At 65.6% G+C, this 22,697-nt stretch carries 24 protein-coding genes; 12 read left to right on the forward strand and 12 right to left on the reverse strand.

Annotated elements, in window-relative coordinates; translation table 11 throughout:
• Nucleotides 1–529 precede the first annotated feature (529 nt).
• The 3 genes from fumC (at nucleotide 530) to VOI27_RS18370 (ending at nucleotide 2,646) form a co-directional block, all read left to right on the forward strand.
• Nucleotides 530–1,921, forward strand: coding sequence for a class II fumarate hydratase (gene fumC, locus VOI27_RS18360; protein ID WP_323767218.1), 1,392 nt, complete (start codon nucleotides 530–532; stop codon nucleotides 1,919–1,921).
• A 102-nt stretch (nucleotides 1,922–2,023) separates the two neighbouring features.
• Nucleotides 2,024–2,251 (forward strand): DUF4169 family protein, encoded by a 228-nt coding sequence (locus VOI27_RS18365; RefSeq protein ID WP_323767219.1) that lies wholly within the window; start codon nucleotides 2,024–2,026, stop codon nucleotides 2,249–2,251.
• A 173-nt stretch (nucleotides 2,252–2,424) separates the two neighbouring features.
• Entirely contained in the window at nucleotides 2,425–2,646 is a 222-nt protein-coding gene (locus tag VOI27_RS18370) for a ribbon-helix-helix domain-containing protein (RefSeq protein WP_323767221.1), read from the forward strand.
• A gap of 40 nt (nucleotides 2,647–2,686) precedes the next feature.
• Here the strand turns inward: VOI27_RS18370 and VOI27_RS18375 are convergent, their stop codons facing one another.
• From VOI27_RS18375 to VOI27_RS18385, 3 genes are all read right to left on the reverse strand, one after another.
• A complete protein-coding gene (locus VOI27_RS18375) occupies nucleotides 2,687–3,283 on the reverse strand; it encodes a methyltransferase domain-containing protein (protein ID WP_323767222.1) in 597 nt (198 codons plus the stop codon).
• Nucleotides 3,284–3,363: 80 nt separating this feature from the next.
• The gene (locus VOI27_RS18380; protein WP_323767224.1) at nucleotides 3,364–4,404 is read right to left on the reverse strand and encodes a patatin-like phospholipase family protein; all 1,041 of its coding nucleotides are present in this window, start codon (nucleotides 4,402–4,404) and stop codon (nucleotides 3,364–3,366) included.
• Nucleotides 4,405–4,563: 159 nt separating this feature from the next.
• Entirely contained in the window at nucleotides 4,564–5,337 is a 774-nt protein-coding gene (locus VOI27_RS18385; protein ID WP_323767226.1) for a 3-hydroxybutyrate dehydrogenase, read from the reverse strand.
• 313 nt (nucleotides 5,338–5,650) lie between these two features.
• Between VOI27_RS18385 and VOI27_RS18390 the strand changes: the two genes are divergently transcribed.
• The gene (locus VOI27_RS18390) at nucleotides 5,651–7,468 is read left to right on the forward strand and encodes an extracellular solute-binding protein (protein ID WP_323767228.1); all 1,818 of its coding nucleotides are present in this window, start codon (nucleotides 5,651–5,653) and stop codon (nucleotides 7,466–7,468) included.
• A 296-nt stretch (nucleotides 7,469–7,764) separates the two neighbouring features.
• Entirely contained in the window at nucleotides 7,765–7,998 is a 234-nt protein-coding gene (locus VOI27_RS18395; RefSeq protein WP_323767230.1) for a hypothetical protein, read from the forward strand.
• A gap of 166 nt (nucleotides 7,999–8,164) precedes the next feature.
• Here VOI27_RS18395 and VOI27_RS18400 read toward each other — a convergent pair whose 3' ends face one another.
• The gene (locus VOI27_RS18400; RefSeq protein ID WP_323767232.1) at nucleotides 8,165–8,791 is read right to left on the reverse strand and encodes an XRE family transcriptional regulator; all 627 of its coding nucleotides are present in this window, start codon (nucleotides 8,789–8,791) and stop codon (nucleotides 8,165–8,167) included.
• Between the two features lie 65 nt (nucleotides 8,792–8,856).
• Between VOI27_RS18400 and VOI27_RS18405 the strand changes: the two genes are divergently transcribed.
• The 3 genes from VOI27_RS18405 (at nucleotide 8,857) to VOI27_RS18415 (ending at nucleotide 12,440) form a co-directional block, all read left to right on the forward strand.
• Nucleotides 8,857–10,374: a class I adenylate-forming enzyme family protein gene (locus VOI27_RS18405; protein WP_323767234.1), complete on the forward strand. Its 1,518-nt coding sequence runs from the start codon at nucleotides 8,857–8,859 to the stop codon at nucleotides 10,372–10,374.
• Between the two features lie 113 nt (nucleotides 10,375–10,487).
• Complete coding sequence (locus VOI27_RS18410; RefSeq protein ID WP_323767237.1) at nucleotides 10,488–11,123, forward strand: DsbA family oxidoreductase; 636 nt, start codon at nucleotides 10,488–10,490, stop codon at nucleotides 11,121–11,123.
• Between the two features lie 102 nt (nucleotides 11,124–11,225).
• The gene (locus tag VOI27_RS18415; protein ID WP_323767239.1) at nucleotides 11,226–12,440 is read left to right on the forward strand and encodes an NADP-dependent isocitrate dehydrogenase; all 1,215 of its coding nucleotides are present in this window, start codon (nucleotides 11,226–11,228) and stop codon (nucleotides 12,438–12,440) included.
• Nucleotides 12,441–12,838: 398 nt separating this feature from the next.
• On the opposite strand, the gene VOI27_RS18420 is transcribed toward VOI27_RS18415, so the two are convergent.
• Nucleotides 12,839–13,588: an RlmE family RNA methyltransferase gene (locus VOI27_RS18420; RefSeq protein ID WP_323767241.1), complete on the reverse strand. Its 750-nt coding sequence runs from the start codon at nucleotides 13,586–13,588 to the stop codon at nucleotides 12,839–12,841.
• Nucleotides 13,589–13,737: 149 nt separating this feature from the next.
• Entirely contained in the window at nucleotides 13,738–14,850 is a 1,113-nt protein-coding gene (locus tag VOI27_RS18425; RefSeq protein WP_323767243.1) for a Ppx/GppA phosphatase family protein, read from the reverse strand.
• A gap of 300 nt (nucleotides 14,851–15,150) precedes the next feature.
• On the opposite strand from VOI27_RS18425, the gene VOI27_RS18430 reads away from it, so the two are divergent.
• From VOI27_RS18430 to VOI27_RS18445, 4 genes are read left to right on the forward strand one after another with little or no spacing between them, the layout of a single operon-like run.
• Entirely contained in the window at nucleotides 15,151–15,456 is a 306-nt protein-coding gene (locus tag VOI27_RS18430; RefSeq protein ID WP_323767245.1) for a virulence factor, read from the forward strand.
• A 45-nt stretch (nucleotides 15,457–15,501) separates the two neighbouring features.
• Nucleotides 15,502–16,431: a methylenetetrahydrofolate reductase gene (locus VOI27_RS18435; protein WP_323767247.1), complete on the forward strand. Its 930-nt coding sequence runs from the start codon at nucleotides 15,502–15,504 to the stop codon at nucleotides 16,429–16,431.
• Between the two features lie 8 nt (nucleotides 16,432–16,439).
• A complete protein-coding gene (locus VOI27_RS18440; RefSeq protein WP_323767249.1) occupies nucleotides 16,440–17,099 on the forward strand; it encodes an HAD family phosphatase in 660 nt (219 codons plus the stop codon).
• Complete coding sequence (locus VOI27_RS18445; protein WP_323767251.1) at nucleotides 17,096–18,157, forward strand: dihydropteroate synthase; 1,062 nt, start codon at nucleotides 17,096–17,098, stop codon at nucleotides 18,155–18,157. The genes VOI27_RS18440 and VOI27_RS18445 overlap by 4 nt, the downstream gene beginning before the upstream one ends.
• 69 nt (nucleotides 18,158–18,226) lie before the next feature.
• On the opposite strand, the gene VOI27_RS18450 is transcribed toward VOI27_RS18445, so the two are convergent.
• From VOI27_RS18450 to VOI27_RS18475, 6 genes are all read right to left on the reverse strand, one after another.
• Nucleotides 18,227–19,003 (reverse strand): enoyl-CoA hydratase-related protein, encoded by a 777-nt coding sequence (locus tag VOI27_RS18450; protein ID WP_323767253.1) that lies wholly within the window; start codon nucleotides 19,001–19,003, stop codon nucleotides 18,227–18,229.
• A gap of 76 nt (nucleotides 19,004–19,079) precedes the next feature.
• Nucleotides 19,080–19,619 carry a holin family protein gene (locus VOI27_RS18455; RefSeq protein WP_323767255.1) on the reverse strand — a complete coding sequence of 180 codons (540 nt, stop codon included), beginning with the start codon at nucleotides 19,617–19,619 and terminating at the stop codon, nucleotides 19,080–19,082.
• Nucleotides 19,610–20,227, reverse strand: coding sequence for a holin-associated N-acetylmuramidase (locus VOI27_RS18460; RefSeq protein ID WP_323767257.1), 618 nt, complete (start codon nucleotides 20,225–20,227; stop codon nucleotides 19,610–19,612). Before VOI27_RS18460 ends, VOI27_RS18455 begins: the two co-directional genes overlap by 10 nt.
• A gap of 89 nt (nucleotides 20,228–20,316) precedes the next feature.
• The gene (gene ccmE / locus VOI27_RS18465) at nucleotides 20,317–20,760 is read right to left on the reverse strand and encodes a cytochrome c maturation protein CcmE (protein ID WP_323767258.1); all 444 of its coding nucleotides are present in this window, start codon (nucleotides 20,758–20,760) and stop codon (nucleotides 20,317–20,319) included.
• Between the two features lie 23 nt (nucleotides 20,761–20,783).
• The gene (gene argC, locus VOI27_RS18470) at nucleotides 20,784–21,812 is read right to left on the reverse strand and encodes an N-acetyl-gamma-glutamyl-phosphate reductase (RefSeq protein WP_323767260.1); all 1,029 of its coding nucleotides are present in this window, start codon (nucleotides 21,810–21,812) and stop codon (nucleotides 20,784–20,786) included.
• A 69-nt stretch (nucleotides 21,813–21,881) separates the two neighbouring features.
• Nucleotides 21,882–22,694 (reverse strand): glutamate racemase, encoded by an 813-nt coding sequence (locus tag VOI27_RS18475; protein ID WP_323767262.1) that lies wholly within the window; start codon nucleotides 22,692–22,694, stop codon nucleotides 21,882–21,884.
• Nucleotides 22,695–22,697: the final 3 nt, after the last annotated feature.

Below are 22,697 nucleotides of genomic sequence, written 5' to 3' on the forward strand. Positions count from 1 at the left end.
TTACCCCGTCCCGGACCCCGATCCGGGACCTCCTTCGCTGAGGACCGGGAGGCCCCGGATCAGGTCCGGGGCGCGGGTGGATTGCTGGCCAGTGGCGCGGGTCATGAGCGGGAGCGAAGCTTGGGCACACCTGACGCTGATGTGACGCAGTTCGACAACCTCTGTAAATAACGCCGTCCCGGACCCCGATCCGGGACCTCCTTCGCTGCGGACCGGGAGGCCCCGGATCAGGTCCGGGGCGCGGGTGGATTGCTGGCCAGTGTCGTGTTTCCGGCGACATCGGGTTTCGTCCCGCAGCCATTGCTGAGGCCGAGGTGACGCACCGCGGCAGCCCCTGCAAGTGACCCCGCTCCGGGATCTCCATACCGCAACCACCGATCCCGCCATCCGCCCTGCGCGCCAATCCGCAGACCTCCCGCGATGACCACACCCTCTGTTAGCGCCGGAGGTCGCGGTATTCCGTCGTATACATCATTGAACTTGCCCCCGGTTCTTGTATTGAAGGGGCAAACCGTCAAGGAGTGTCCCGATGAGTGAAACCCGCACTGAAACCGACAGCTTCGGCCCGCTGGACGTCCCCGCGGACAAGTACTGGGGCGCCCAGACCCAGCGGTCGATCCAGAACTTCCCGATCGGCTGGGAAAAGCAGCCCATTGCCATCGTCCGCGCGCTCGGCGTGATCAAGAAGGCCTGCGCCATGGCCAACAAGGACCTCGGAAAGCTCGAGCCGTGCATCGCCGACGCAATCATCCAGGCCGCGGGCGAGGTCTATGAGGGCAAGTTCGACGACAACTTCCCGCTGGTGGTCTGGCAGACCGGCTCCGGCACCCAGTCGAACATGAACTCCAACGAGGTGATCGGCAACCGCGCAATCGAGATCCTCGGCGGGGAACTCGGCTCCAAGGACCCGGTGCACCCCAACGATCACTGCAACAAGGGGCAGAGCTCGAACGACACCTTTCCCACCGCCATGCACATCGCCACCGCGATGACCGCCCATGACGTGCTGCTGCCCGGTCTGGAAAAGCTGCACGCCGCGATGCAGAAGAAGGTCGAGGAATTCGACGGCATTATCAAGATCGGCCGCACCCACACCCAGGATGCGACGCCGCTGACGCTCTCCCAGGAATTCGGCGGCTACACCCATCAGATCGCCATGGGCATCCAGCGGGTCAAGGACGGGCTCGGCCGGATTTACGAGCTGGCACAGGGCGGCACCGCCGTGGGCACCGGCCTCAACACGCCCGAAGGCTGGGGTGAAAAGGTCGCCGCCAACATGGCCGAGATCACCGGCCTGCCCTTCGTCACCGCCCCCAACAAGTTCGAGGCGCTGGCGGCGCATGACGCCATGGTCGAGATCTCGGGCCAGCTCAAGGTCGTCGCCGCCTCGCTGTTCAAGATCGCCAATGACATCCGCCTGCTGGGCTCCGGCCCGCGCTGCGGGCTGGGCGAGCTGATCCTGCCCGAGAACGAGCCCGGCAGCTCGATCATGCCCGGCAAGGTCAACCCGACGCAATGCGAGGCGCTCACTCAGGTCTGCGCGCATGTCTTCGGCAATGACGCGGCGGTGGGTTTCGCCGGCAGCCAGGGCCATTTCGAACTCAATGTCTACAAGCCGATGATGGCCTATAACGTGCTGCAATCCATGCAGCTTCTGGGCGATGCGGCCTCGGCCTTCACCGACAATCTGGTGGTGGGCCTCGAGGCCGACCGCGACCGGATCGAGAAGCTGATGCGCGAGAGCCTGATGCTGGTGACCGCGCTGGCGCCCGAGATCGGCTACGACAATGCCACCACCGTCGCCAAGACCGCGCACAAGAACAAGACCACGCTGAAGGAAGAGGCCATCGCACTGGGCTTCGTCGACGAGGAAACCTTCGAGCGCGTGGTGCGCCCCGAGGAGATGGTCGGCCCGAAATAGGCGCCTGACCTGACAGATCGACGCCCGGCACAGGCTTGCCGGGCGTCACGCATGACCTATGTAACCGGCGCGTCACCACAGTCTCTGTACGGCAGGCGGAAAATGGCCAGGATCATCAATCTCAACCAACAGCGCAAGCAGCAGGCCCGTCAGAAGAAAGCCGCGCATGGCTCTGAAAACGCGGTGAAATTCGGACGTTCCGCAGCGCAGAAACGCGCCGAGGCAGAGGCCGCGATGCGGCAACGCCGGTTGCTCGACCAGGCCGAGATCGACCGGCCCGAGGCGGAAACGCCCTGTTCAGGGTCCAATGTTGACACGGATTCGCCTTAAAGTTTTGTAGACTTCGAAGGAATTGCGAAGTCTGCGGACCGCGCCGAGAATAGGTTTCTGCCAGAACCTGTCGTACTCACTGTCCTGCGACCGCTGCCCGGTGGCGACAGTGCTGGTCTGGCCCCAATGCCCCTGTCCCGGTCCGGCCCGCGTCCCTTGGGGGGGATGCCTTGATGAACGGACGGCCTAAGAAACGATCCTTGACGCTGCGGGGCCATCGCACCTCGGTCTCGCTGGAGGATGATTTCTGGCGCGCCTTCCGCGACATCGCCGAGGAAAAGGGCACGCCGATCAACGCCCTCGCCGCCGAGATCGACGAGGCACGCGGCACCGACTGCGGCCTGGCCTCGGCCATCCGGCTCTTCGTGCTCCGCCACTACCGCGACGCCGCCTGACACGGCCGCAACGCCCCGACCGCGAGACCGCCGAAGCGGCCTAGGCCGGGTCCGGCCCGTCGTCGGGGCGCTCGGTGAACCCTTCCTTCTGCGCCAAGGCCCAGGCGCAGACCGGAAAGCGGTCGTCATTGCTCAGGTCGTCATGCGCGCGGTCGAATACCGGCGGCCATTTGCCCACCATGTTGCGCAGCCCGGCCGCGCGGTTGCCCCATTGGTCCGAGACCACGTTCTCCTCGGAAAATCCGGCCTCGATCAACAGGTTCGTCAGCCCCCGCGCCGACCAGCGCGAACAATCCACCGGCGCGCCGTGATAGGGCACGAAAAACGGCACCGCGAGCCAGAAGTAGCCCCCCGGCCGCAGCATCTCGCGGACATGGCCGATGGCGGCATAGGGCCGGTCAAGATGCTCCCAGACCTGATTGGCCAGCACGATATCGCAGGTGATCGGCACGCCGTCCTCCTGCAGGGGGCCTTGGCAGATGTCATGCGCCGGGTAGTAGAGCGCGCGATAGCTCCTGAAGCCCAGCGGCTTGCCCCAGGTGCCCGAGATCTCCACTGCATCGAGCCGCGCGGGCTCCAGCGCGCGGATCAGCGTCCGGCTCTTCTTCTGCATGTAGATGCGGTTCAGGCTCGCCACGGCTGCCCCTCATGTCCTTGCCTCGGATGCGGCCGATCAGGGCAGCGCATTGCGGCGATTCTGTGGCATCCGCCGGGCGATCAGGCGAACATCTGCCGCAGCGACAGGCTCTGCCGATGGCCGAGGTCGGCGCCGTGATCCGAGAGGAACCCCTCGGCCGCGGCAACGCCCGCGTCATGCAGCTGGCCGATCACCGAGGCCAGCGGCACCAGCTTGGTGGCGACGCTGAGATCGTTCATCAGAGCGTCGTCGGCGATCATGTGGATGCGGGCGTTCTTCATGCTGCCCTCTTCCAGCTTGCCCTTGGCGATCAGCCGCTGCACGAAGTCGATGGCGCGCAGCTCGCGCAGGAGCGAGGAGTTGAAGCTGATCTCGTTGATCCGGTTCTGGATGTCCTGGGCGCTCTTGGGCACATCGCGGCGCTCGAGCGGGTTGATGTTGATGATCAGGATGTCATCGGGCAGCCGCGGATCATAGAGCGGAAACAGCGCCGGGTTGCCGGTATAGCCGCCGTCCCAATAGGCCTCGGTGCTGCCGTCTGGCTGGGTGATCTCCACCGCCTGAAACAGCGTCGGCAGGCAGGCCGAGGCAAGGATCACCTCGGTCGAGATCTGATCGCCGGTAAAGACCTGCACCTTGCCGTCGCGCACCCGGGTGGCACAGATATGCAGCTCCGGCCCGTGCGCCGCGTCGCAGACCCGGCCGAAGTCGAACGCGCTCACCACCTTTTCCAGCGGGTTGCGGTAGAACGGACCATAGGCATAGGGCGAGACCGCGCGGCTCATGGTGTCGGCAAAGGCAAAGGCGGGCGAAAACTCGATGGCGCGGGCGACGAAATAGGGATCGGGCATGAACTGCTCCATCCAGGCCGGGATCCGCATGTCGCCCAGGCCGCTGACCCCGCCCCAGAGCGCCCGCAATCCGGCGCGCGCGCCTGCGCGGCCATCGGCCACCCAGCCGCTCTTGAGCGCCGCGCCATTCAGCGCCCCGGCCGAGGTGCCGGAAATCCCGGCGATCTCGATCCAGTCCTCCTCGAGCAGCCGGTCGAGCACGCCCCAGGTAAAGGCGCCATGCGCCCCGCCACCCTGCAGGGCGAGGTTGATGCGAACGGTCTGCGGCACGCGCGACTTCCTTCTTCTTCTGGCCAAAAATAGTCTTGGGGGGAGGCCGTAGGCCCGGGGGGCAAGGCCCCCCTCTTCTTGAGAAGCCTGCGGGCAAAGCCCCCCTTTTCTTGAAGAACTGTGGGCAAAGCCCCCCGATCCGCCCTTACCCTGCGCCGGTCACAGCGCGGTCCAGCCACCGTCGACGCTGATCGTGGTGCCGGTGATCTGTGCCGCCGCGTCCGAGCAGAGGAACACCGCGGTGCCGCCCAGCTGTTCCACCGTGGCAAACTCCTTGGACGGCTGCCGGGTGAGCATGACGTTCTTGATCACGTCCTCGCGGCTCATGTCGTATTCCTTCATGGTATCGGGGATCTGCGCCTCGACCAGCGGCGTCAGCACGTAGCCCGGGCAGATCGCATTGGCGGTGATCGGCTCCTGCGCGGTTTCCAGCGCCACCGTCTTGGTCATGCCGACGACGCCGTGCTTGGCCGCCACATAGGCCGATTTGTAGGGCGAAGCGGTCAACCCGTGGGCCGAGGCGATATTGACCACCCGGCCCCAGCCCGCCTTGCGCATCAGCGGCAGCGCCGCGGCGGTGGTGTGAAACGCCGAGGACATGTTGATGGCGATGATCGCGTCCCATTTCTCGACCGGGAACTCGTCGATCGCCGCCACGTGCTGGATGCCGGCATTGTTGACCAGGATGTCGCAGGCCCCGGCCTGCTCGATCAGCGCCCGGCACTCAGCGCCCTTGGACATGTCGGCCTTGATGTACCGCGCGGTCACGCCGAACTCTTCGGCGATTTTCTTCGCCAGCGCGTGATCCTCATCGCGGTCGGTGAAGGAGTTGAGCACCACATCGGCGCCGGCGCGGGCCAGTTCGCGCGCCACCCCCAGCCCGATGCCGGAATTCGATCCCGTGATAACAGCCGTCTTGCCCTTGAGCGTCATGATCCGCGTCCTCGTGATGTCGGTGATTCTGCGCCGCAGCCTAGTCGCTGCATCTGCAAAAGGCCAAGGGTTGCGCGGGCTGCTCGCAACGCTCATAGGCAGCCATGCCTGGGGTTTGGGCAGAAAAAAACCCCGGCACGAAGCCGGGGTTAAGTTATTGAGGCAGGTTTCATACAGGCAAGAAACCTATCGAGCAGTACCCTAGTTATAGGCAATCTTGCGCCACAATCCAAGCTAAAAGTTTGAAAAGGCGGAAATCCCCCGCTACGGTCCAAGTCCAATAATATAAGGCATCGGGGAGATTGTTGCCAAAATGCGTCCAGTTAATTTCCGTCACATCGCCCTGGCCGGGGCCACAGCGGCCCTGATCGCGGCGGCAGGATTCGCCCAAGCCCAGCCCAAGCATGGCATAGCTATGTATGGCGACCCCGAGCTCCCCCCAGATTTTGCGCATCTGCCCTATGCCAACCCCGATGCCCCCACCGGCGGGCGCATCGTGACCGGCGAGACCGGCGGATTCGACAGCCTCAATCCGCATATCGCCAAGGGTTCGGTGCCCTGGCAGCTGCGGTTTCTTGCCTATGAGAGCCTGATGGGCCGGAGCTACGATGAGCCCTTCTCGCTCTATGGTCTGCTGGCCGAATCGGTCGAGGTCGGCCCGGACCGGCGATGGGCCGAGTTCACCCTGCGCGAAGAAGCGCGGTTTTCCGACGGCAGCCCGGTCACCGTCGAGGACGTGATGTGGTCCTACGAGACGCTCGGCACCGAGGGCCACCCGCGCTACCACGGTCTGTGGAACCAGATCGAGACCATGGAGCAGACCGGCCCCCGCAAGATCCGCTTCACCTTCGGCGAGAACGACCGCGAGCTGGCGCTGCTGGTCGGCATGCGGCCGATCCTGAAAAAGGCGCAATGGGAGGGCAAGGACTTCACCCGCTCCGGGCTCGACAACATCCCGATTTCCAGCGCGCCCTACGTGATCGAGGATTTCGAGCCCGGCCGCTTCGTCTCGCTCAAGCGCGACCCCGACTACTGGGGCCAGGACCTGCCGTTCCGCCGCGGCACCAATGTAATCGACGAGATCCGGATGGAGTTCTACGGCGACGGCTCGGTCGCCTTCGAGGCCTTCAAGGCCGGCGAGGTCACCACCAACCGCGAGTTCAACGGCGGCAAATGGGACACGCAGTACGACTTCCCCGCCATCGACCGGGGTGACGTGATCAAGTCGGTGATCCCGCACCAGCGCCCCTCGGGGATCACCGGTTTCGTGATGAACACCCGGCGCGACATCTTTCAGGACTGGCGGGTGCGAGACGCGCTGATCCACGCCTTCAACTTCGAGTATATCAACGAGACTTTGACCGGGGGCGAACAGCCGCGCATCACCTCGTATTTCTCGAACTCGGTGCTGGCGATGCAGGACGGCCCGGCCGAGGGGCTGGTGCGCGAGTATCTCGAGCCCTTCGAGGACGAACTGCTGCCCGGCGCGCTCGAGGGCTACCAACTGCCCCAGGCCGACGGCTCAGCGCGCAACCGCAAGAACATCGCGCGCGCGATGGACCTCTTCGAACAGGCCGGCTGGACGGTTCAGGACGGGGTCATGAAGAACGCCCAGGGCCAGCCCTTCACCTTCGAGATCCTGCTCAGCCAGGGCTCGACCGAAGAGCAGTCGATGATCGATCTCTACACCCAGGCGCTGGAACGGCTCGGCATCAGCCCGACGGTGACGGTGGTCGACAGCGCCCAGTACAAGGACCGCACCAACGACTACGATTTCGACATGACCTACTACCGGGTCGGGGTCTCGCTCTCGCCCGGCAACGAGCAGCGGCTCTACTGGGGCAGCGACGGGATCGAGGCCCCGGGCACCAAGAACTGGATGGGCATGAACAGCCCGGCCGCCGAGGCGATGATCGACAGGCTGGTGAACTCCGACAGCCGCGAGGAATTCCTCGCCTCGGTGCGGGCGCTCGACCGGGTGCTGACCACCGGGCGCTACGTGATCCCGATTTACCAGTTCAACATCAGCCGGATTGCACATGTGAAGGAACTCAAGTACCCCGAGCACATCCCGATGTACGGCGACTGGATCGGCTGGCAGCCGGACGTCTGGTGGTATGAAGAGGAATAGCGGCTTGCGCTCCATCATCCTGATCCTTGCCTGCGCAACGCTGGCCGCCTGCAGCCCGGTCAAGACCGTCATCAAGGCGCCGGTCAACGCCACCGCCGCGGTGGTCAATACCCTGCTCTGAGGGACTCGGACTGGGCCTCGGGGGGTAGCGGCGCCAAGGTGCCGCTGCCCGGGCGCGGCCCGCCCCGCGTCTTCTTGCGCATTTTCGGCGAATTTAGTGATTATCCGGCTTGAGGCATTCCGGCACCGTGCTACTGTCTTGTCAGCGAGGGGCGATCTGGAAATAGGACGCCGACATGGACTGGAACGACATCAGCACCAACTGGACCGACAGTCTCAAACGGCTGAAGGCCCGGTTTCCGCGTATCGACGAAGGCAAGCTCGGGCGTCGTCCGGTGCGGCCCGAAGTCCTTGCGGCGCATCTGGCGCATCAGCATGACCTGACCGAACTCGAGGCTGTCGAAGAGCTGCGCGACTGGGCCTTTATCCAGAGCCTCGCCCGACAAGCCAGCGAGCTCGAGGCCAACTGAGCCACCACGCCCCCGACGAGCCTGCATCCAGGGCGCACCTCAGCCGTGCCCGACAGTCAGGCGCGCTCGGGTCAAGGCCCCGTTGGTCAAGCTCGCATATGTCAGAGGCGCATCATCCGATGCCCACAGTCTCAGGCGGTCCACACCGGTATTGCCCGGCACGCGCTCACGCCAGCGATGTCACCCACAGAATGGTGGCGTCATCCTCGCTGATCGAGATCACGTTGTGGCCCATGGTGGCGTCGTAATAGGCGCTGTCACCACGGCGCAGTTCGATCGGCTCGTAGAACTCGGTATAGAGCTGGATCACCCCGGTCAGCACGTAGAGAAACTCTTCGCCGTCATGGCGCACCCAACCGTCGAACTCCGCCAGATCGCGGGCCCGGATGCGGGCGCGATAGGGCAGCATCTGCTTCTTGGTCAGCCCCTCGGCCAGCAGGTCATGTTCATAGGTGGTGGTGGCCTGGGCCGCGCCCTCGCCAGAGCGGGTGACAGAAAGCCGGCCGGTGATCTTGTCGTTCTGAGGCGGGGTAAAGAGCTGCGGCACCGAGATCCCGAGCCCCTGCGCCAGCTTCTTGAGCGCATCATAGGTCGGCGACATCTGGCCGTTCTCGATCTTCGACAGGGTCGACCGCGCCAGCCCGGCCTTCTTGGCCGCCTGTTCCAGCGTCCAGCCATGGCCCTTGCGCAGCTCGCGCACGCGCTCGCCCAAATCGAGCGGTTCGGTGTGGATCGGGTCGCCGTGGCGGTCACGGGCGACGCGGATCAGCTGCGCATTGTCTTCTCTCGTCATGCAAATGCTATAGGCAGCAGCGGCGGTGCTTGCAACTCCGCCGGCGCCTGCCTACCCCTTTCGCCATGACAAAGCCTGCCCTCAGCCTGTTCGATCAGGGCCCCCCGCCGCCCTGCCCCGCGCCGTTCAACCTGGCCCGCTTCGTACTGCGCCATGCCGCAAGCCAGCCCGACAAGATCGCCCTCGCCCTGCTTGGCCCCGCCCGCGCCGAACGCTGGAGCTATGCCCGGCTCGAGGCGGCGGTGCGTGGCATCGGCACCGGGCTCTTGCAGCGCGGTCTGGCCCCCGGCGACCGGGTGCTGCTGCGGCTCGGCAACACGCCTGACTTCCCGCTGGCCTATCTCGGCTGCATCGCCGTCGGGCTGATCCCGGTGCCGACCTCGGCGCAGCTGTCAGAGGCCGAGACCGCCAAGATCATCGACATCCTCGCCCCGGCCCTGATCCTGCGCGACCCCGCCGTGCCCTGCGCCGACACCCCGGTGCCGGTGCTCGCCGCCAGTGCCCTGCACCAGATGGCAGACCTGTCGCCGGCAGACTATGCCCTGGGCGACCCCGAGCGCCCGGCCTATATCGTCTTTACCTCGGGCACCTCCGGCATGCCGCGCGCGGTGGTGCATGCCCATCGGGCGATCTGGGCCCGGCAGATGATGGTCGCCGGCTGGTATGATCTGCGCGCCTCGGACCGGCTCTGCCACGCCGGCGCCTTCAACTGGACCTTCACCCTCGGCACCGGGTTGATGGACCCTTGGGCCGCCGGTGCCACCGCGCTGATCCCGGCCCCCGGGACCGATCCGGCGCTGCTGCCGCTGCTGCTCAAACGCCACGACGCGACGCTCTTTGCCGCCGCCCCAGGTGTCTTTCGCAAGCTGCTTGCCGGCCCGGTCCCGCCGCTGCCCAGGCTGCGCCACGCACTCTCTGCCGGCGAGAAACTGCCCGAGACCCTGCGGCAGGCGTGGCAGGCCGCCACCGGAACCGAGATCTACGAGGCCTACGGCATGTCGGAATGCTCCACCTTCATTTCTTCGACCCCCGCCAACCCGGCCCGTCCCGGCCGGCTGGGCACACCGCAACCCGGCCGCCGCATCGCCCTGCGCGACGCCACCGGCCCGGTGCCGCTGGGCACCCCCGGAGAAATCTGCATCGCCGACAGCGACCCCGGGCTGATGCTGGAATACCTCGGCGCGCCAGAGGCCACTGCCGCCCGGCGCCGCGACGGCTGGTTTTACACCGGCGACCTCGGCCAGATGGACCCCGACGGCCAGATCGCCTATCTCGGCCGCGCCGATGACATGATGAACGCCGGCGGGTTCCGGGTCTCGCCGCAGGAAGTGGAACAGGCGTTGCAGGACGTCCCCGGCCTCACCGGTCTCGCCGTCACCGACGTGGAGATCAAAGCCGACACCCGCATCATCGCCGCCTTCTACACCGCCACGAGCGACCTCGACGAGGCACTGAGCCAGCAGGCCGAAACCCGCCTCGCCCGCTACAAGCAGCCCCGCCTCTACCGCAGGCTCGACACCCTGCCCACCGGCCCCAACGGCAAGCTGTCGCGCCGCGCCCTGCGCGACAGCTTCATCCCGTGACCCGCCATCCCGAGCCCTGCCTGTCCCGGCCCCCGCGCCGGGACCTCCCCCCTCGCCAATCGGCCACCCGCCTGATACACGCCTCGCAATTCTGCAACAAAGGTGCCCGTTTCATGGTCAAGCTCGACATTCTCTCCGATCCGATCTGTCCCTGGTGCTACATCGGCAAGGCCTATCTTGACCGCGCCCTTGCTGCGGCCCCCGATCACCCCTTCACCATCGAATGGCACCCGTTCCAGCTCAACCCCGAGATGCCGGCCGAAGGCATGGACCGCCGCGCCTATCTCGAGGGCAAGTTCGGCGGCCAGGAGGGCGCGGTCCAGGCCTACCTGCCGGTGCATGAGCACGCCGAGAAGGCCGGTCTCGAGATCCACCTCGACAAGATCCAGCGCACCCCCAACACGCTCGACGCCCACCGGCTGATCCACTGGGCCGGCATCGAGGGCAAGCAGACGGCGGCGGTCTCGGCGCTGTTCAGGGCCTATTTCGTCGAGGGCCGCGACATCGGCGACCACGACACCCTGGCCGACATCGCCGACGGGCTCGAAATCGACGCCTCGGTGATCCTGCGCCTGCTGGGCAGCGACAGCGACGCCCAGGACATCCGCGACCGCGACGCCGCCGCCCGCGAGATGGGGGTGAGCAGCGTGCCGACCTTCATCGTCGATGGCAAATCTGCGGTGCCCGGTGCGCAACCGCCCGAACTTTGGGCACAGGTGATCGCAGAGATCCGCGAACAGACTGCCTGAGGCCGCCTGCACGGTATACATCGGCATACAAAGCTTCTTTCGAGACGTGGATTGCGCTAGCACTATATCAACAGTGCGAATCCACCCAAGCAAGAGGCCGCGATGACCCGGATCAAGGTAGACAACCCCATCGTCGAACTCGACGGCGACGAGATGACCCGCATCATGTGGGATTTCATCAAGAAGAAGCTGATCGAGCCCTATCTCGACATCGACCTGCTCTATTACGACCTCGGCATCGAGGAACGCGACCGCACCGACGATCAAGTCACCTTCGACGCGGCGGAAAAGATCAAGGAGGTCGGCGTCGGCGTCAAATGCGCCACCATCACCCCCGACGAGGGCCGGATGGAGGAGTTCGGCCTCAAGCGCATGTACCCCTCGCCCAACGGCACCATCCGCAACATCCTCGGCGGCGTGGTGTTCCGCGCGCCGATCATCTGCCGCAATGTGCCGCGGCTGGTGCCGGGCTGGACCCAGCCCATCGTCGTCGGACGCCACGCCTTTGGCGACCAGTACAAGGCCACCGATTTCCACTTTCCCGGTGCTGGCAAGCTGACGATGAAATTCGAGGGCGTTGACGGTCAGGTGATCGAGAAAGAGGTCTATGACGCCCCCGCGGCCGGCGTGGCGATGGGGATGTACAACCTCGATGACTCGATCCGCGACTTTGCCCGCGCCTCGCTGAACTACGGGCTCAACCTCGGCTGGCCGGTGTATCTTTCGACCAAGAACACCATCCTCAAGGTCTATGACGGCCGCTTCAAGGACATCTTCGAAGAGGTCTACGAGGCCGAGTTCGCCGCGAAGTTCAAAGAGAAAGAGATCTGGTACGAACACCGCCTGATCGACGACATGGTGGCCAGCGCTCTGAAATGGTCGGGCGGTTTCGTCTGGGCCTGCAAGAACTACGACGGCGACGTGCAGTCCGACACCGTGGCCCAAGGCTTCGGCTCGCTCGGCCTGATGACCTCGATCCTGATGACGCCGGATGGCAAGACCGTCGAGGCCGAGGCCGCGCATGGCACCGTCACCCGCCACTACCGCCAGCATCAGGCCGGCGAGGCCACCTCGACCAATTCCATCGCCTCGATCTACGCCTGGACCGGCGCGCTCAAGCACCGCGCCAAGCTCGACGAGAACGTCGCCCTGCGTGCCTTTGCCGAAACGCTGGAGCGGGTGATCATCGACACGGTGGAAAGCGGCCAGATGACCAAGGACCTGGCGCTCCTGGTCGGGCCAGAGCAGAAATGGCTCACCACCATGGGCTTTCTCGAGAAGATCGACGAGAACCTCGGTCGCGCCCTCAAAGGCTGACCCGGCCGAATCGCCGTGCCCCATTTCCGCCGCAATGGGGCACGGCATCGTTGCATGTCTGGAAACAATTCACCCGAGCCGCGACCACTGCTGCCCAAGCAGCGTCAATCCTGCGGTATTACCCTGAAATCACGGCAATTTCCGACAAAGATGTTGTCAGAACCGCGGCAACCGCCTACTCAGGATCGCAACAGGTTATCCGAAGTCGATGATCCCAGCGATCACCGCGTTTCGCCAAAAGGCCGGCCCCGCTCTCACAATCGGGCCGGCCTTTGTCATTCAAAATCCCCTGTGTCAAAAAAAATCCTCTGTCCTGCGAAATTCCTGTCCTGTAAAATCCCGCTGTGATCCAGAGATCCAGACCCCCGGTCAGGCCGCTCAATCCGACAGGCGCGCTGTCACGCTTCGCCCTCGGCCTCATCCCCGGCCCGGTTGCCGCGAAAGCCCATCGCCACCACGAATTTCTCCGAGGAATCCGACCGCGAGCTCGGCGGCTTCACATGCGCCACCTTGGTGAAGTTCTGCTTCAACAGCTTCTGCAGATCGCCCTCGGCGCCGCCGGCCAGCACCTTGGCGACAAAGGTGCCGCCCTCTTCCAGCACGTCAAAGGCGAAATGCGCCGCCGTCTCGCAAAGCATCATGATCCGCAGGTGGTCGGTCTGCTTGTGGCCCGAGGACGAGGCCGCCATGTCGGACATCACCACGTCGGCCTTCCCGCCCAGCCAGGTCTTCACCGCCGCATCGGCGCCCTCGTCGAGGAAATCGAGCTGGTGCAGCTCGGCGCCGGCGATCGGCTCCACGTCCTGCAGGTCGATCCCCAGCACAAAGCCCACCGCTTTGCCCGACTTCTCGCCAAGCGCATTGACCCGTTTCACCGCCACCTGACACCAGCCACCGGGCGCACAGCCCAGGTCGACGACCCGCGCGCCGGGCACAAGAAAACGGAACTTCTCGTCCAGTTCGAGGATCTTGAAAGCCGCCCGCCCGCGATAGCCTTCGGTCTGCGCCCGCTTGACGTAAGGATCGTTCAACTGCCGCTGCAGCCAGCGCGTCGAGGACAGCTTGCGCCCGCGCGCGGTCTTGACCTTGACCTTCAGATCCCGCTGTCCGCGCCCGGAGGTGTTCTTGCCAGTGGGTGTCTTTGCCATCTCAAACCGCTCCGGTACTTCATCTTGCCAGCTAAACTCCGGGGGGTCTGGGGGGCTGGCCCCCCATTCTCCGGCCCGAAGGGCTCATTAAGCCTGCGCAGCAGCCATTGTCAAAGCGACCGGGTCACATCCTTGCCCCCGCGCCTGCCTCAGAACGGCCCGTCCTCCAGCACCCCATCCGCCGACATCTGCGCATAAAGCAGCCCCTCGCGCAGCCCCCGGTCCGCCACCGACAGCCGGTCGGTGGGCCAGCTCCGCAACAGCGCCTGCAGGATCGCCGCGCCCGACATGATCAGCGCCTGACGGTCCTGGCCAATGCGCGGATCACGCCGCCGGCCCTCGGGGCCAAGCTCGAGGTAGCGGTTGATCACCGTGTCGATCTGGTCAGAGGTCATCCGCAGCCCGTCCACCTTGGTGCGGTCATAGCGCTTCAGCCCGAGATGCGAGGCCGCCACCGTGGTCACCGTGCCGGAGGTGCCGACGATCTGAAAGCCTTCGCGCGCCTGCTCGTCCTTGTAAGGTGCGAAATCGGCGAGGTTTTCTTCGAAGAACCACGACATCAGCGCATAGCGCGCCGCATCGTCCTGCACGTCGTTGAACTGGTCCCGCAGCGTCGCCACGCCAAGCGGCACCGAGATCCAGTCGACCACGCGGGCCACCGGGAACGGGCTGTCGGCATTGTGGAACCCGGCGTGCAGCCGCATGATCGCCCGCGGCCGGTCGTGGTTCGGCACGGTGGACAGGTCGATCCAGACCAGCTCGGTCGAGCCGCCGCCAATGTCGACCACGAGCAATTGCTCGGTCTTGGTCGAGACCAGCGGCGCGCAAGAGATCACCGCCAGCCGCGCCTCTTCCTCGGGCTCGATGATATCGAGCTGCAACCCGGTCTCGCGTTTGACAAATTTCACCAAATCGCGGGCGTTCTTGGCGCGGCGGCAGGCCTCTGTCGCCACCAGCCGCATCCGCGTCACCTTGTGACGGCGCAGCTTCTGGCCGCAGATTCGCATCGCCTGAACCGTGCGCCCCATCGAGGCGCGGCTCAGCCGCCCGGAGCGTTCCAGCCCCGATCCCAGCTGCACCGACTTGGAGAAGCTGTCCACCACATGGAACTGACTGCCCTTGGGTTGGGCAATCAGCATGCGGCAGCTATTCGTGCCCAGATCCAGGGCGGCATAAAGCTCGTCCGGATTGGGCGGTTTCGGCGCGGGGCTCTCTACCGGTTTCGGGAATGCGCCCGCACCCTTGGGACGCCTGGGCGCCATCGCTACGCCCTCCGAGTATCGTGTTGGGTCTGAGGATAGGCGCGCGCCTGCCTCCGCGCAAGCCACCGCGTCATGCTATCGTGAATAAGACGTCACGGCGCGGCCCCGCCCGCCAATGAACCCACCTCATCATCTGCATGAAAAATATGAGCGAGCTTCAGGGTTCCCCTCGGCCCGGCGGGGCCGTATCCAAGGCCGTGACGTGTCCGGGGTCGCTCGGACGCGGTCAATTGTCGAAATTGAGACGTGGCACCGATATCGGCTGATCTATTCAGGACCCATCGGACAAAGGGGAATCGCATGGTTGATGTGACAGTGGTCTACTGGCGGGACATTCCGGCGCAGGTCATCGTCGGCAAGGGACGCCGGGCCGCCAAGGTCCAGCTGCCGGAGCGCTTCGAACAGGCGATCGATCGCGCCGCCATGAAGGTGGGCGCCGACGGCACGGATGACTATCTGGCCGAATGGCGCAAGGCGGCCCCCTATCCGGTCGAGGGCGAGGCTTCGGAGGTCGCGGCGCGCGAAGCGGCGCGGCTCGAGGCCGCCTATGATCGCGAGGCGATCAAGGCCCTCATCGCCAATGACGGATGGGCCCCTGCCGGATGAGGCAGACCTGACCGGATGACGCCACACAAGCTATGGGAGGCCGCGATGGCCCTGCTCAGTTTCAAGAAACGCGACACTGCCCCCGACCGTCCGGCCTCAGCCGAGGTCGCGGCCTTCCTGCAGGGCTATTCGATCGAGGTGATGCCGCGCACCGCCGAGAAGGTCGCCGACTTCCGCGATCTGCTGGCGCCGGGCACCCGGGTCTATATCGCCCATATCGACGGCACCCCGATCGACGACATGGTCGCCACCGCCCGCCGGCTGGCCCGCGACGGCTTTCCGGTGATGCCGCATTTCCCGGCACGGATCATCCGCGACCGCGCCACGCTCGAGAACTGGATCGCCATGTACCAGGGCGAGGCCGGCGTCGACCAGGGGCTGATCCTGGCCGGCGGTCTCGGCGCGCCGCAGGGCGAGTTCGACAGCGCCATTGCACTGCTGGACACCGGCCTCTTCGACAAGGCGGGTTTCAAGCGTCTGCATGTCGCCGGCCACCCCGAGGGCAACCGCGACATCGACCCCGACGGCGGCTCGGCCAATGTCGATGCGGCGCTGCGCTGGAAACAGAAGTTCTCAGAGACCACCGACGCCGAGATGGCGCTGGCCACGCAGTTCGCCTTCGAGGCGAAACCGATCATCGCCTGGGCCGACGCCCTGCGCGAGGCCGGCATCACCCTGCCGATCCATATCGGCATCGCGGGCCCGGCCAAGCTGCAGACGCTGATCAAGTTCGCCATCGCCTGCGGTGTCGGTCCGTCGTTGAAAGTCCTGCAGAAACGCGCCATGGATGTCTCCAAGCTGCTTCTGCCCTATGAGCCAACTGACGTGATCACCGAGCTTGCGCTGCACAAGGCCCGGAACCCGGAGTTCAACATCACCCAGGCGCATCTCTTCCCCCTCGGCGGGATCACGGCCAGCGCCGACTGGGTCATCGACCACGGCGGTGCGGCCGCCCGCCCCGCCAACCGCACCTGAGGATATACATGCCAGCGCTGCTTTTCGATCTCGACGGGACGATGCTCAATTCCGACCCGATCCATCTTCAGGTCTACAAGGAAATGTGGGCGGCGCGTGGCATGGACCTCACCGACGACGGCTACATGACCCATATGCACGGCCGGCTGAACGTCGACATCTATGCCGAGTTCCTGCCTGACGAGCCCGACCACCAGGGCCTGTCGGAGTGGAAGGAGGCACAGTTCCGCGAGCGCCTGCCACGCCCCTACCCGCCGATGCCCGGGGTCGAGACGCTGGTGGCCCGCGCCGTGGCCGAGGACTGGCCGCGCGCCATCGTCACCAATGCCATGCGGCTCAACGCCGAGGCGATGCTGGGCGCGATAGGGCTACGCGACGCCTTCGAGGTGATCGTGATCGGCGAGGAATGCCCGCGCGGCAAGCCCGACCCCTATCCCTATCAGGAGGCGATGCGCCAGCTGGGCGTCACCCCCAATCAGGCCGTGGCCTTCGAGGACAGCCCCTCTGGTGCCCGCGCCGCGCGCTCGTCCGGCGCCTATACCGTGGGCATCCGCTCGAGCCTGGACGACCGCACCCTGCGCCAGGCCGGGGCGCATGTCACCTTGCAAGATTTCAACGATCCCGCGCTCCCGGATATTCTGGAGCGCTTCAAAGGAGTAGCCGCATGACGCGCACCATCGTCGAGTCGAAAACCAAAACCGCCGTCCTTGGCTTTGACGAACCGTTCTGCGTCATCGGCGAGCGGATCAACCCCACCGGCCGCAAGAAGCTCGCCGCCGAGCTGGAGGCCGGCGATTTCTCGACCGTCGAGACCGATGCGCTGGCGCAGGTCGCCGCCGGGGCCAATATCCTCGATATCAATGCCGGGGTGGTCTACAATTCCAACCCCAATCCGAACGAAACCGAGCCGCCGCTGATGACCAAGATCATCGAGCTGGTGCAGGGCCTCGTCGATGTGCCGCTCTGCATCGACAGCTCGGTGCCCGGCGCGCTCGAGGCCGGTCTGGCCGCGGCAGAGGGTCGGCCGCTCCTGAACTCGGTCACCGGCGAGGAAGAACGCCTCGAGCTGGTGCTGCCGCTGGTCAAGAAATACAACGTGCCGGTGGTGGCGATTTCGAACGACGACACCGGGATTTCCGAAGACCCGGACGTGCGCTTTGCGGTGGCCAAGAAAATCGTCGAACGCGCCGCCGATTTCGGCATTCCGGCGCATGATATCGTGGTCGACCCCCTCGTCATGCCGATCGGCGCCATGGCGACGGCCGGCAAGCAGGTCTTTACCCTCGTCCGTCGCCTGCGCGACGAACTGGGCGTCAACACCACCTGCGGCGCCTCCAACATCTCCTTCGGCCTGCCCAACCGGCACGGCATCAACAACGCTTTCCTGCCAATGGCCATGGGCGCCGGCATGACCAGCGCGATCATGAACCCGGTCTCGATGCCGGTAACGCAAGCGAAGATCGCCGAGAAGAAGGCGGAAGTGGCGGCGGCGGGGATCATCCTGCCCGACGAGATCGACGACGAGACCTTTGTGACGCTGTTTGGCCTCGGCTCCACCAAGGTGCGGCCGGGCAAGGAGATGGAGGCCATTCGCGCCGCCAACCTGCTGACCGACAACGACGCCCATGGCGGCAAGTGGATCGAGTTCAACAAGGTGGCGCCGAAGGCCGGTCACGAAGGGCGCGGGCGTGCCGGACGGACCGGCGGGCGTCGGCGCCGGGCGTAAGACCCGGGGCTCTGCCCCGGACCCCGAGGGTATTTTTGAACAGAAGAAGCAGGGGGGCGTTGGCGCGGGTCAGCGCCCTTCGTATTGCGCGGGACGCTTTTCCATGAAGGCCAGAACGCCCTCCTTGAAATCGCGGGTCTGGCCGCATTTGCCCTGCAGTTTCGCCTCGAGCAGCAGCTGGTCGTCGAGGCTGTTCTCGAAGGAACCGCGGATCGCGGTCTTGACGTAGCGGTAGGCCTCGGTCGGGCCCTTGGCGAGATGCGCGGCGCGGGCCTTCCAATGCGCCTCGAACGCATCATCCTCCACCGCCTCCCAGATCATTCCCCAGTCGCTGGCCTGCCGGGCGGTGATCTTGTCGGCGAAAAGCGCCGCCCCCATCGCCTTGGCCGCCCCCATCTGGCGCGGCAGCCAATAGGTGCCGCCGGCGTCGGGGATCAGCCCGATGCGGGTGAAGGCCTGCAGGAAGAAGGCGCTCTCGGTGGCGATCACCACATCGGCGGCGAGCGCGAGGTTGGCGCCGGCACCGGCGGCGGGGCCGTTGACGGCGCAGATCGTCGGCACCTGGCAGTCAAAGATCGCGCGCAGCATCGGCACGTATTCATCGCGCAACACCCGCTCGAGATCGAGATCGGCGGCCGAGCTGGCATCGCCCAGGTCCTGGCCCGAGCAGAAGGAGGCGCCGGAACCGGTCATCACCAGCACCCGCGCCTGTCCGCCGGCAGCGCGCAGCGCATCGGTGATCTCCGCCCGCATCTGGCTGTTGAGCGCATTCATCACCTCGGGCCGGTTCAGGGTGAGCACCGCGATATCGTCGGTAATGTCGAGGGTGATGGTGTCGTAGTTCATGTCTCGCGCCCTGAGCTGATGCTGTCGGGCGCGAGACTGGCGCATGGCGCGGACCGAGGCCAGAGCAAACGCGGCGTCACGCCGCCTCCTTGCGCCAGGCCTCGAGCGCCGGGTTGTCTGCGGTGCCGCGCAGGGTCTCGGGCGCATCGGTCGTCTCCATCTCCTCGAGCCGGCGCAGGGTGTCGACCACCTGTGGCACGCGCGAAACGGTCTGCGCCAGCTCGCGCTGGAAATCCTGCCCCTTGGCCTGATGCCGCGCGCCGAAATAGAAGCTGACGATGGCACCGAGCAGCCACCATAGCGGCTCCGGCACCAGCGCGATGCCCTGCATCCTGCCGGCGAACCAGACCGGATCGGTCATCGCCGCCACGAAAAGCCCCAGCGTGCCGAGCGCCATCGCCGGGCGCGGCAGCCGGTTGACCGCATCCATAAGCCGGTCAAACCAGCCGCGGCGGGTGACCCGGAACTCCTGACCGAATTGCGCCAGCGTCGCGGCCTGCAGGGTGACCTCGCGCGCCGCGCCCTTCTCGGCATTCTCGCGAAACACCTCAACCGTTTCGGCCAGCGCATTGCGATGGCCGAAGATCAGCGAGAGCGCGCGCTCGATCAGCCCCATGCCGCCACCCTCCGGTCGAACTCCGCATCGGTCAGGTGATAGCGCGGCGAAATGAAATCCTCGGCCCGGCGGATCCAACCGCCCTTGCCGCCCTTGCGGCTGCGGGCATATTTGCGGCTGGCGGGGCGCCGGTCGGCAAGACGGAAGTAGTAGTTGCGCCGGGCAATGCCGTAGGCGTCGGCGAAATGGCGCGGCCCGGCCAGCTCGGCCCGGGCGGCGGCCTCGGCGGTCTGCGGGCCGATCAGCCCGTCGACGGCGATCTGATGGCCCATGTCGCGCAGCAGCCGCTGCAGGATCTTCACCGCATTGGCGCCAGCGTTGACATACATGTCAAAGACGCTGGCCTGGATGCTGTCGGGCAACTTGGCGATGCCGGGCTGGATGAAGTAGTGGCGGATGAAAATATCGACCGCCTGCTCGCGGCCCAGCTGGCGCACGTCCTGGGCGGTCACCGTGCCGTCGCCGTCAAGGTCGAGCCCCAATCGGCGCAGGGTATGGATCGTGACGCCGTGATTGGTGGCGCCGCCGGGATCGTCGGGGTCGTTCACATAGCCGCCCTCGCGGGCGATGATTTCATCGGCGATCTGCCGCACGGAATGTTGTCGCATCGCTGCCTCGCTTGCCTTGGGGTCTCGGCAAGTCTGGGCAGGTCTGGGTTAACGCCGGCTGTTGCGGGCGTGCGGTGCCCTCTGCGGCCTCAGCTTTCGGGCTCCTGGTAGACGCCTTGTTCCTTGAGCGCATCCACCACTTCGCGCGGCATGTAGGTCTCATCATGTTTGGCAAGGATTTCAGAAGCTTCAAAGGTGCCGTTGATGTATTTCCCGGTCCCGACCATGCCTTGGTTCTCGGCAAAGAGATCGGGCAGGATGCCCTGATAGCTGACCGGGATCACCGCGTTGCCATCGGTCACCCGAAAGGCCACGCGATTGTCCTGGCCCTGGCTCAGAGATCCCGCCTCGACCAGCCCGCCGATGCGAAAGACCTCGCTCTCGCCCGGCGGGTTCTCGGCGACCTGAGTCGGCGAGCGAAAGAAGTTGATGCCTTCGCGCATGGCATAGCCGATCAGCCCGGTGGCCAGCACCAGAGCCACAACCGCCACCGCGATCACCTGGATGCGGCGTTGTTTCTTCAGGTTTTTCATCGGCTTTCTCCCCCTCGCGCGGCTCAGGGAAACAGCGGCGCCAGCATCAGACCGGCGGTTTCCTCGAGCCCGAGCATTAGATTGGCATTCTGCAGCGCTTGTCCAGAGGAGCCCTTGGTCAAATTGTCGAGTGCGACAATGACGATCGCCCGCCCTTCGATCCGGTCGCCGGTGACGCCGACATGCACGAAGTTGGACCCGCGCACGTGATGGGTGCTGGGCGTCTGGCCGAAGGGCAGAACTTCGATAAAGGGCTCATCGGCATAGGCCAACGCAAAGGTCTCATGCACCTGCGCCGCATCGCCGCTGACATAGCAGGTGGCAAGGATGCCGCGGTTGGCAGGCATGAGGTGCGGGGTAAACTGCACCTTGACCTCGCGACCGGCAAGCTCCGAGAACTCCTGGTCGAACTCGCCCAGGTGCCGGTGCGTGCCACCGACCGCATAGGCATTGTAGCCCTCTGACAGCTCGGCATGCAGCAGGTTTTCCTTGAGGCTGCGGCCGGCACCGGAGACGGCGCATTTCATGTCGAGGATGATGTCATCGAGCCCGATCACCCCGGCGGAAATCAGCGGCCGCAGGGCAAATTGCCCGGTTGCGGCGTTGCAACCGGTGCCGGCCACCAGCCGGGCGCCGCGGATTGCGTCGCGGTAGAATTCGGTGAGCCCGTAGACCGCCTCGCCCTGCATCTCGACGGCGGCATGGGGGTTGCCGTACCATTTTTCATAGGCCGCGGGGTCGCGCAGCCGGAAATCGGCCGAGAGGTCGACGATCTTGAGGTCCTCGGGCAGCGCGCGGATCACCTCCTGGCTGGTCTTGTGCGGCAGGGCGCAGAAGCACAGGTCGATGCCGGAGAAGTCGATCTCGTCGATCTTGACCAGATCCGGCAGCGCCAGGTGGCGCAGATGCGGAAAGACCTCGGCCATGGCCATGCCCGCCTTGCGCTCGGCGGCCAGCGCGGCAATCTCCATCTCGGGATGGGTGGCGATCAACCGGACCAGCTCGGCCCCGGTATAGCCAGAGGCGCCGAGGATTGCGATTTTCTTTGTCATGACAGGAACTCCCGAAAGGGTATGAAGGTAACGCGCGAAACCATTGGTTCAGGCTCGCTGCGGCATGTCTCAGGCTTTGACGAAATCGATTTTCCGTCGCAGAAATCGCGTGGCGCCGGTGCTGACGCGGCCCGGATCTCCTGTAGTGAGAAACCGGGTTTCCGCTGCATCGCCAACCATTTCCGGTCGCCGGCTCAGGTAGTCCGCGAGGCTCTCGGCCACGATATTGGCCTGGCTGAAGACCTTGACCTCGGGACCGAGCGCCGCCTGGAAAACGTCTTCCAGCAGCGGATAATGGGTGCAGCCCAGCACCGCCGCCTGTGGCCCGGGCATCTTGCGCTTGAGCGCCTCGACATGGCTGCGCACCAGCGCCTCGGCGAGGATCAGATCGCCCTCCTCGATGGCGTCCACCACCCCGCCGCACGCCTGAGCTTCGACGTCCACCCCTATGGCACGAAACGCCAATTCCCGTTGGAACGCGCGGCTCGACACGGTGGCTGGCGTGGCAAAGAGCGCCACGTGCTTGACCGCCACTTCGCGCGGTGGCGACTGGTCGCCCCAGTTGCGTTCGGTCAGCGCCTCGATCAGCGGCACGAAGACGCCGAGCACCCTCTTGCCCTTGGGCACCCCGGCCTCCTGCATCCGGCGCAACGCAGCGGCGCTGGCGGTGTTGCAGGCGAGGATCACCAGATCACAGCCCTCGTCCCAGAGCCGAGCCACGCCGGCGCGGGTCAGATTGTGGATGTCATCGACCGTGCGCACCCCATAGGGCGCATGGGCGCTGTCGGCATAATAGACGAAAGGCACCTCGGGCAGCCGTTTGGCCACCGCGTCCCAGACCGTCAGCCCGCCAAGGCCGCTATCGAAAATTCCAACTGCCATAAG

Source organism: Marinovum sp. (assembly GCF_034669705.1).
Classification (GTDB): domain Bacteria; phylum Pseudomonadota; class Alphaproteobacteria; order Rhodobacterales; family Rhodobacteraceae; genus Marinovum.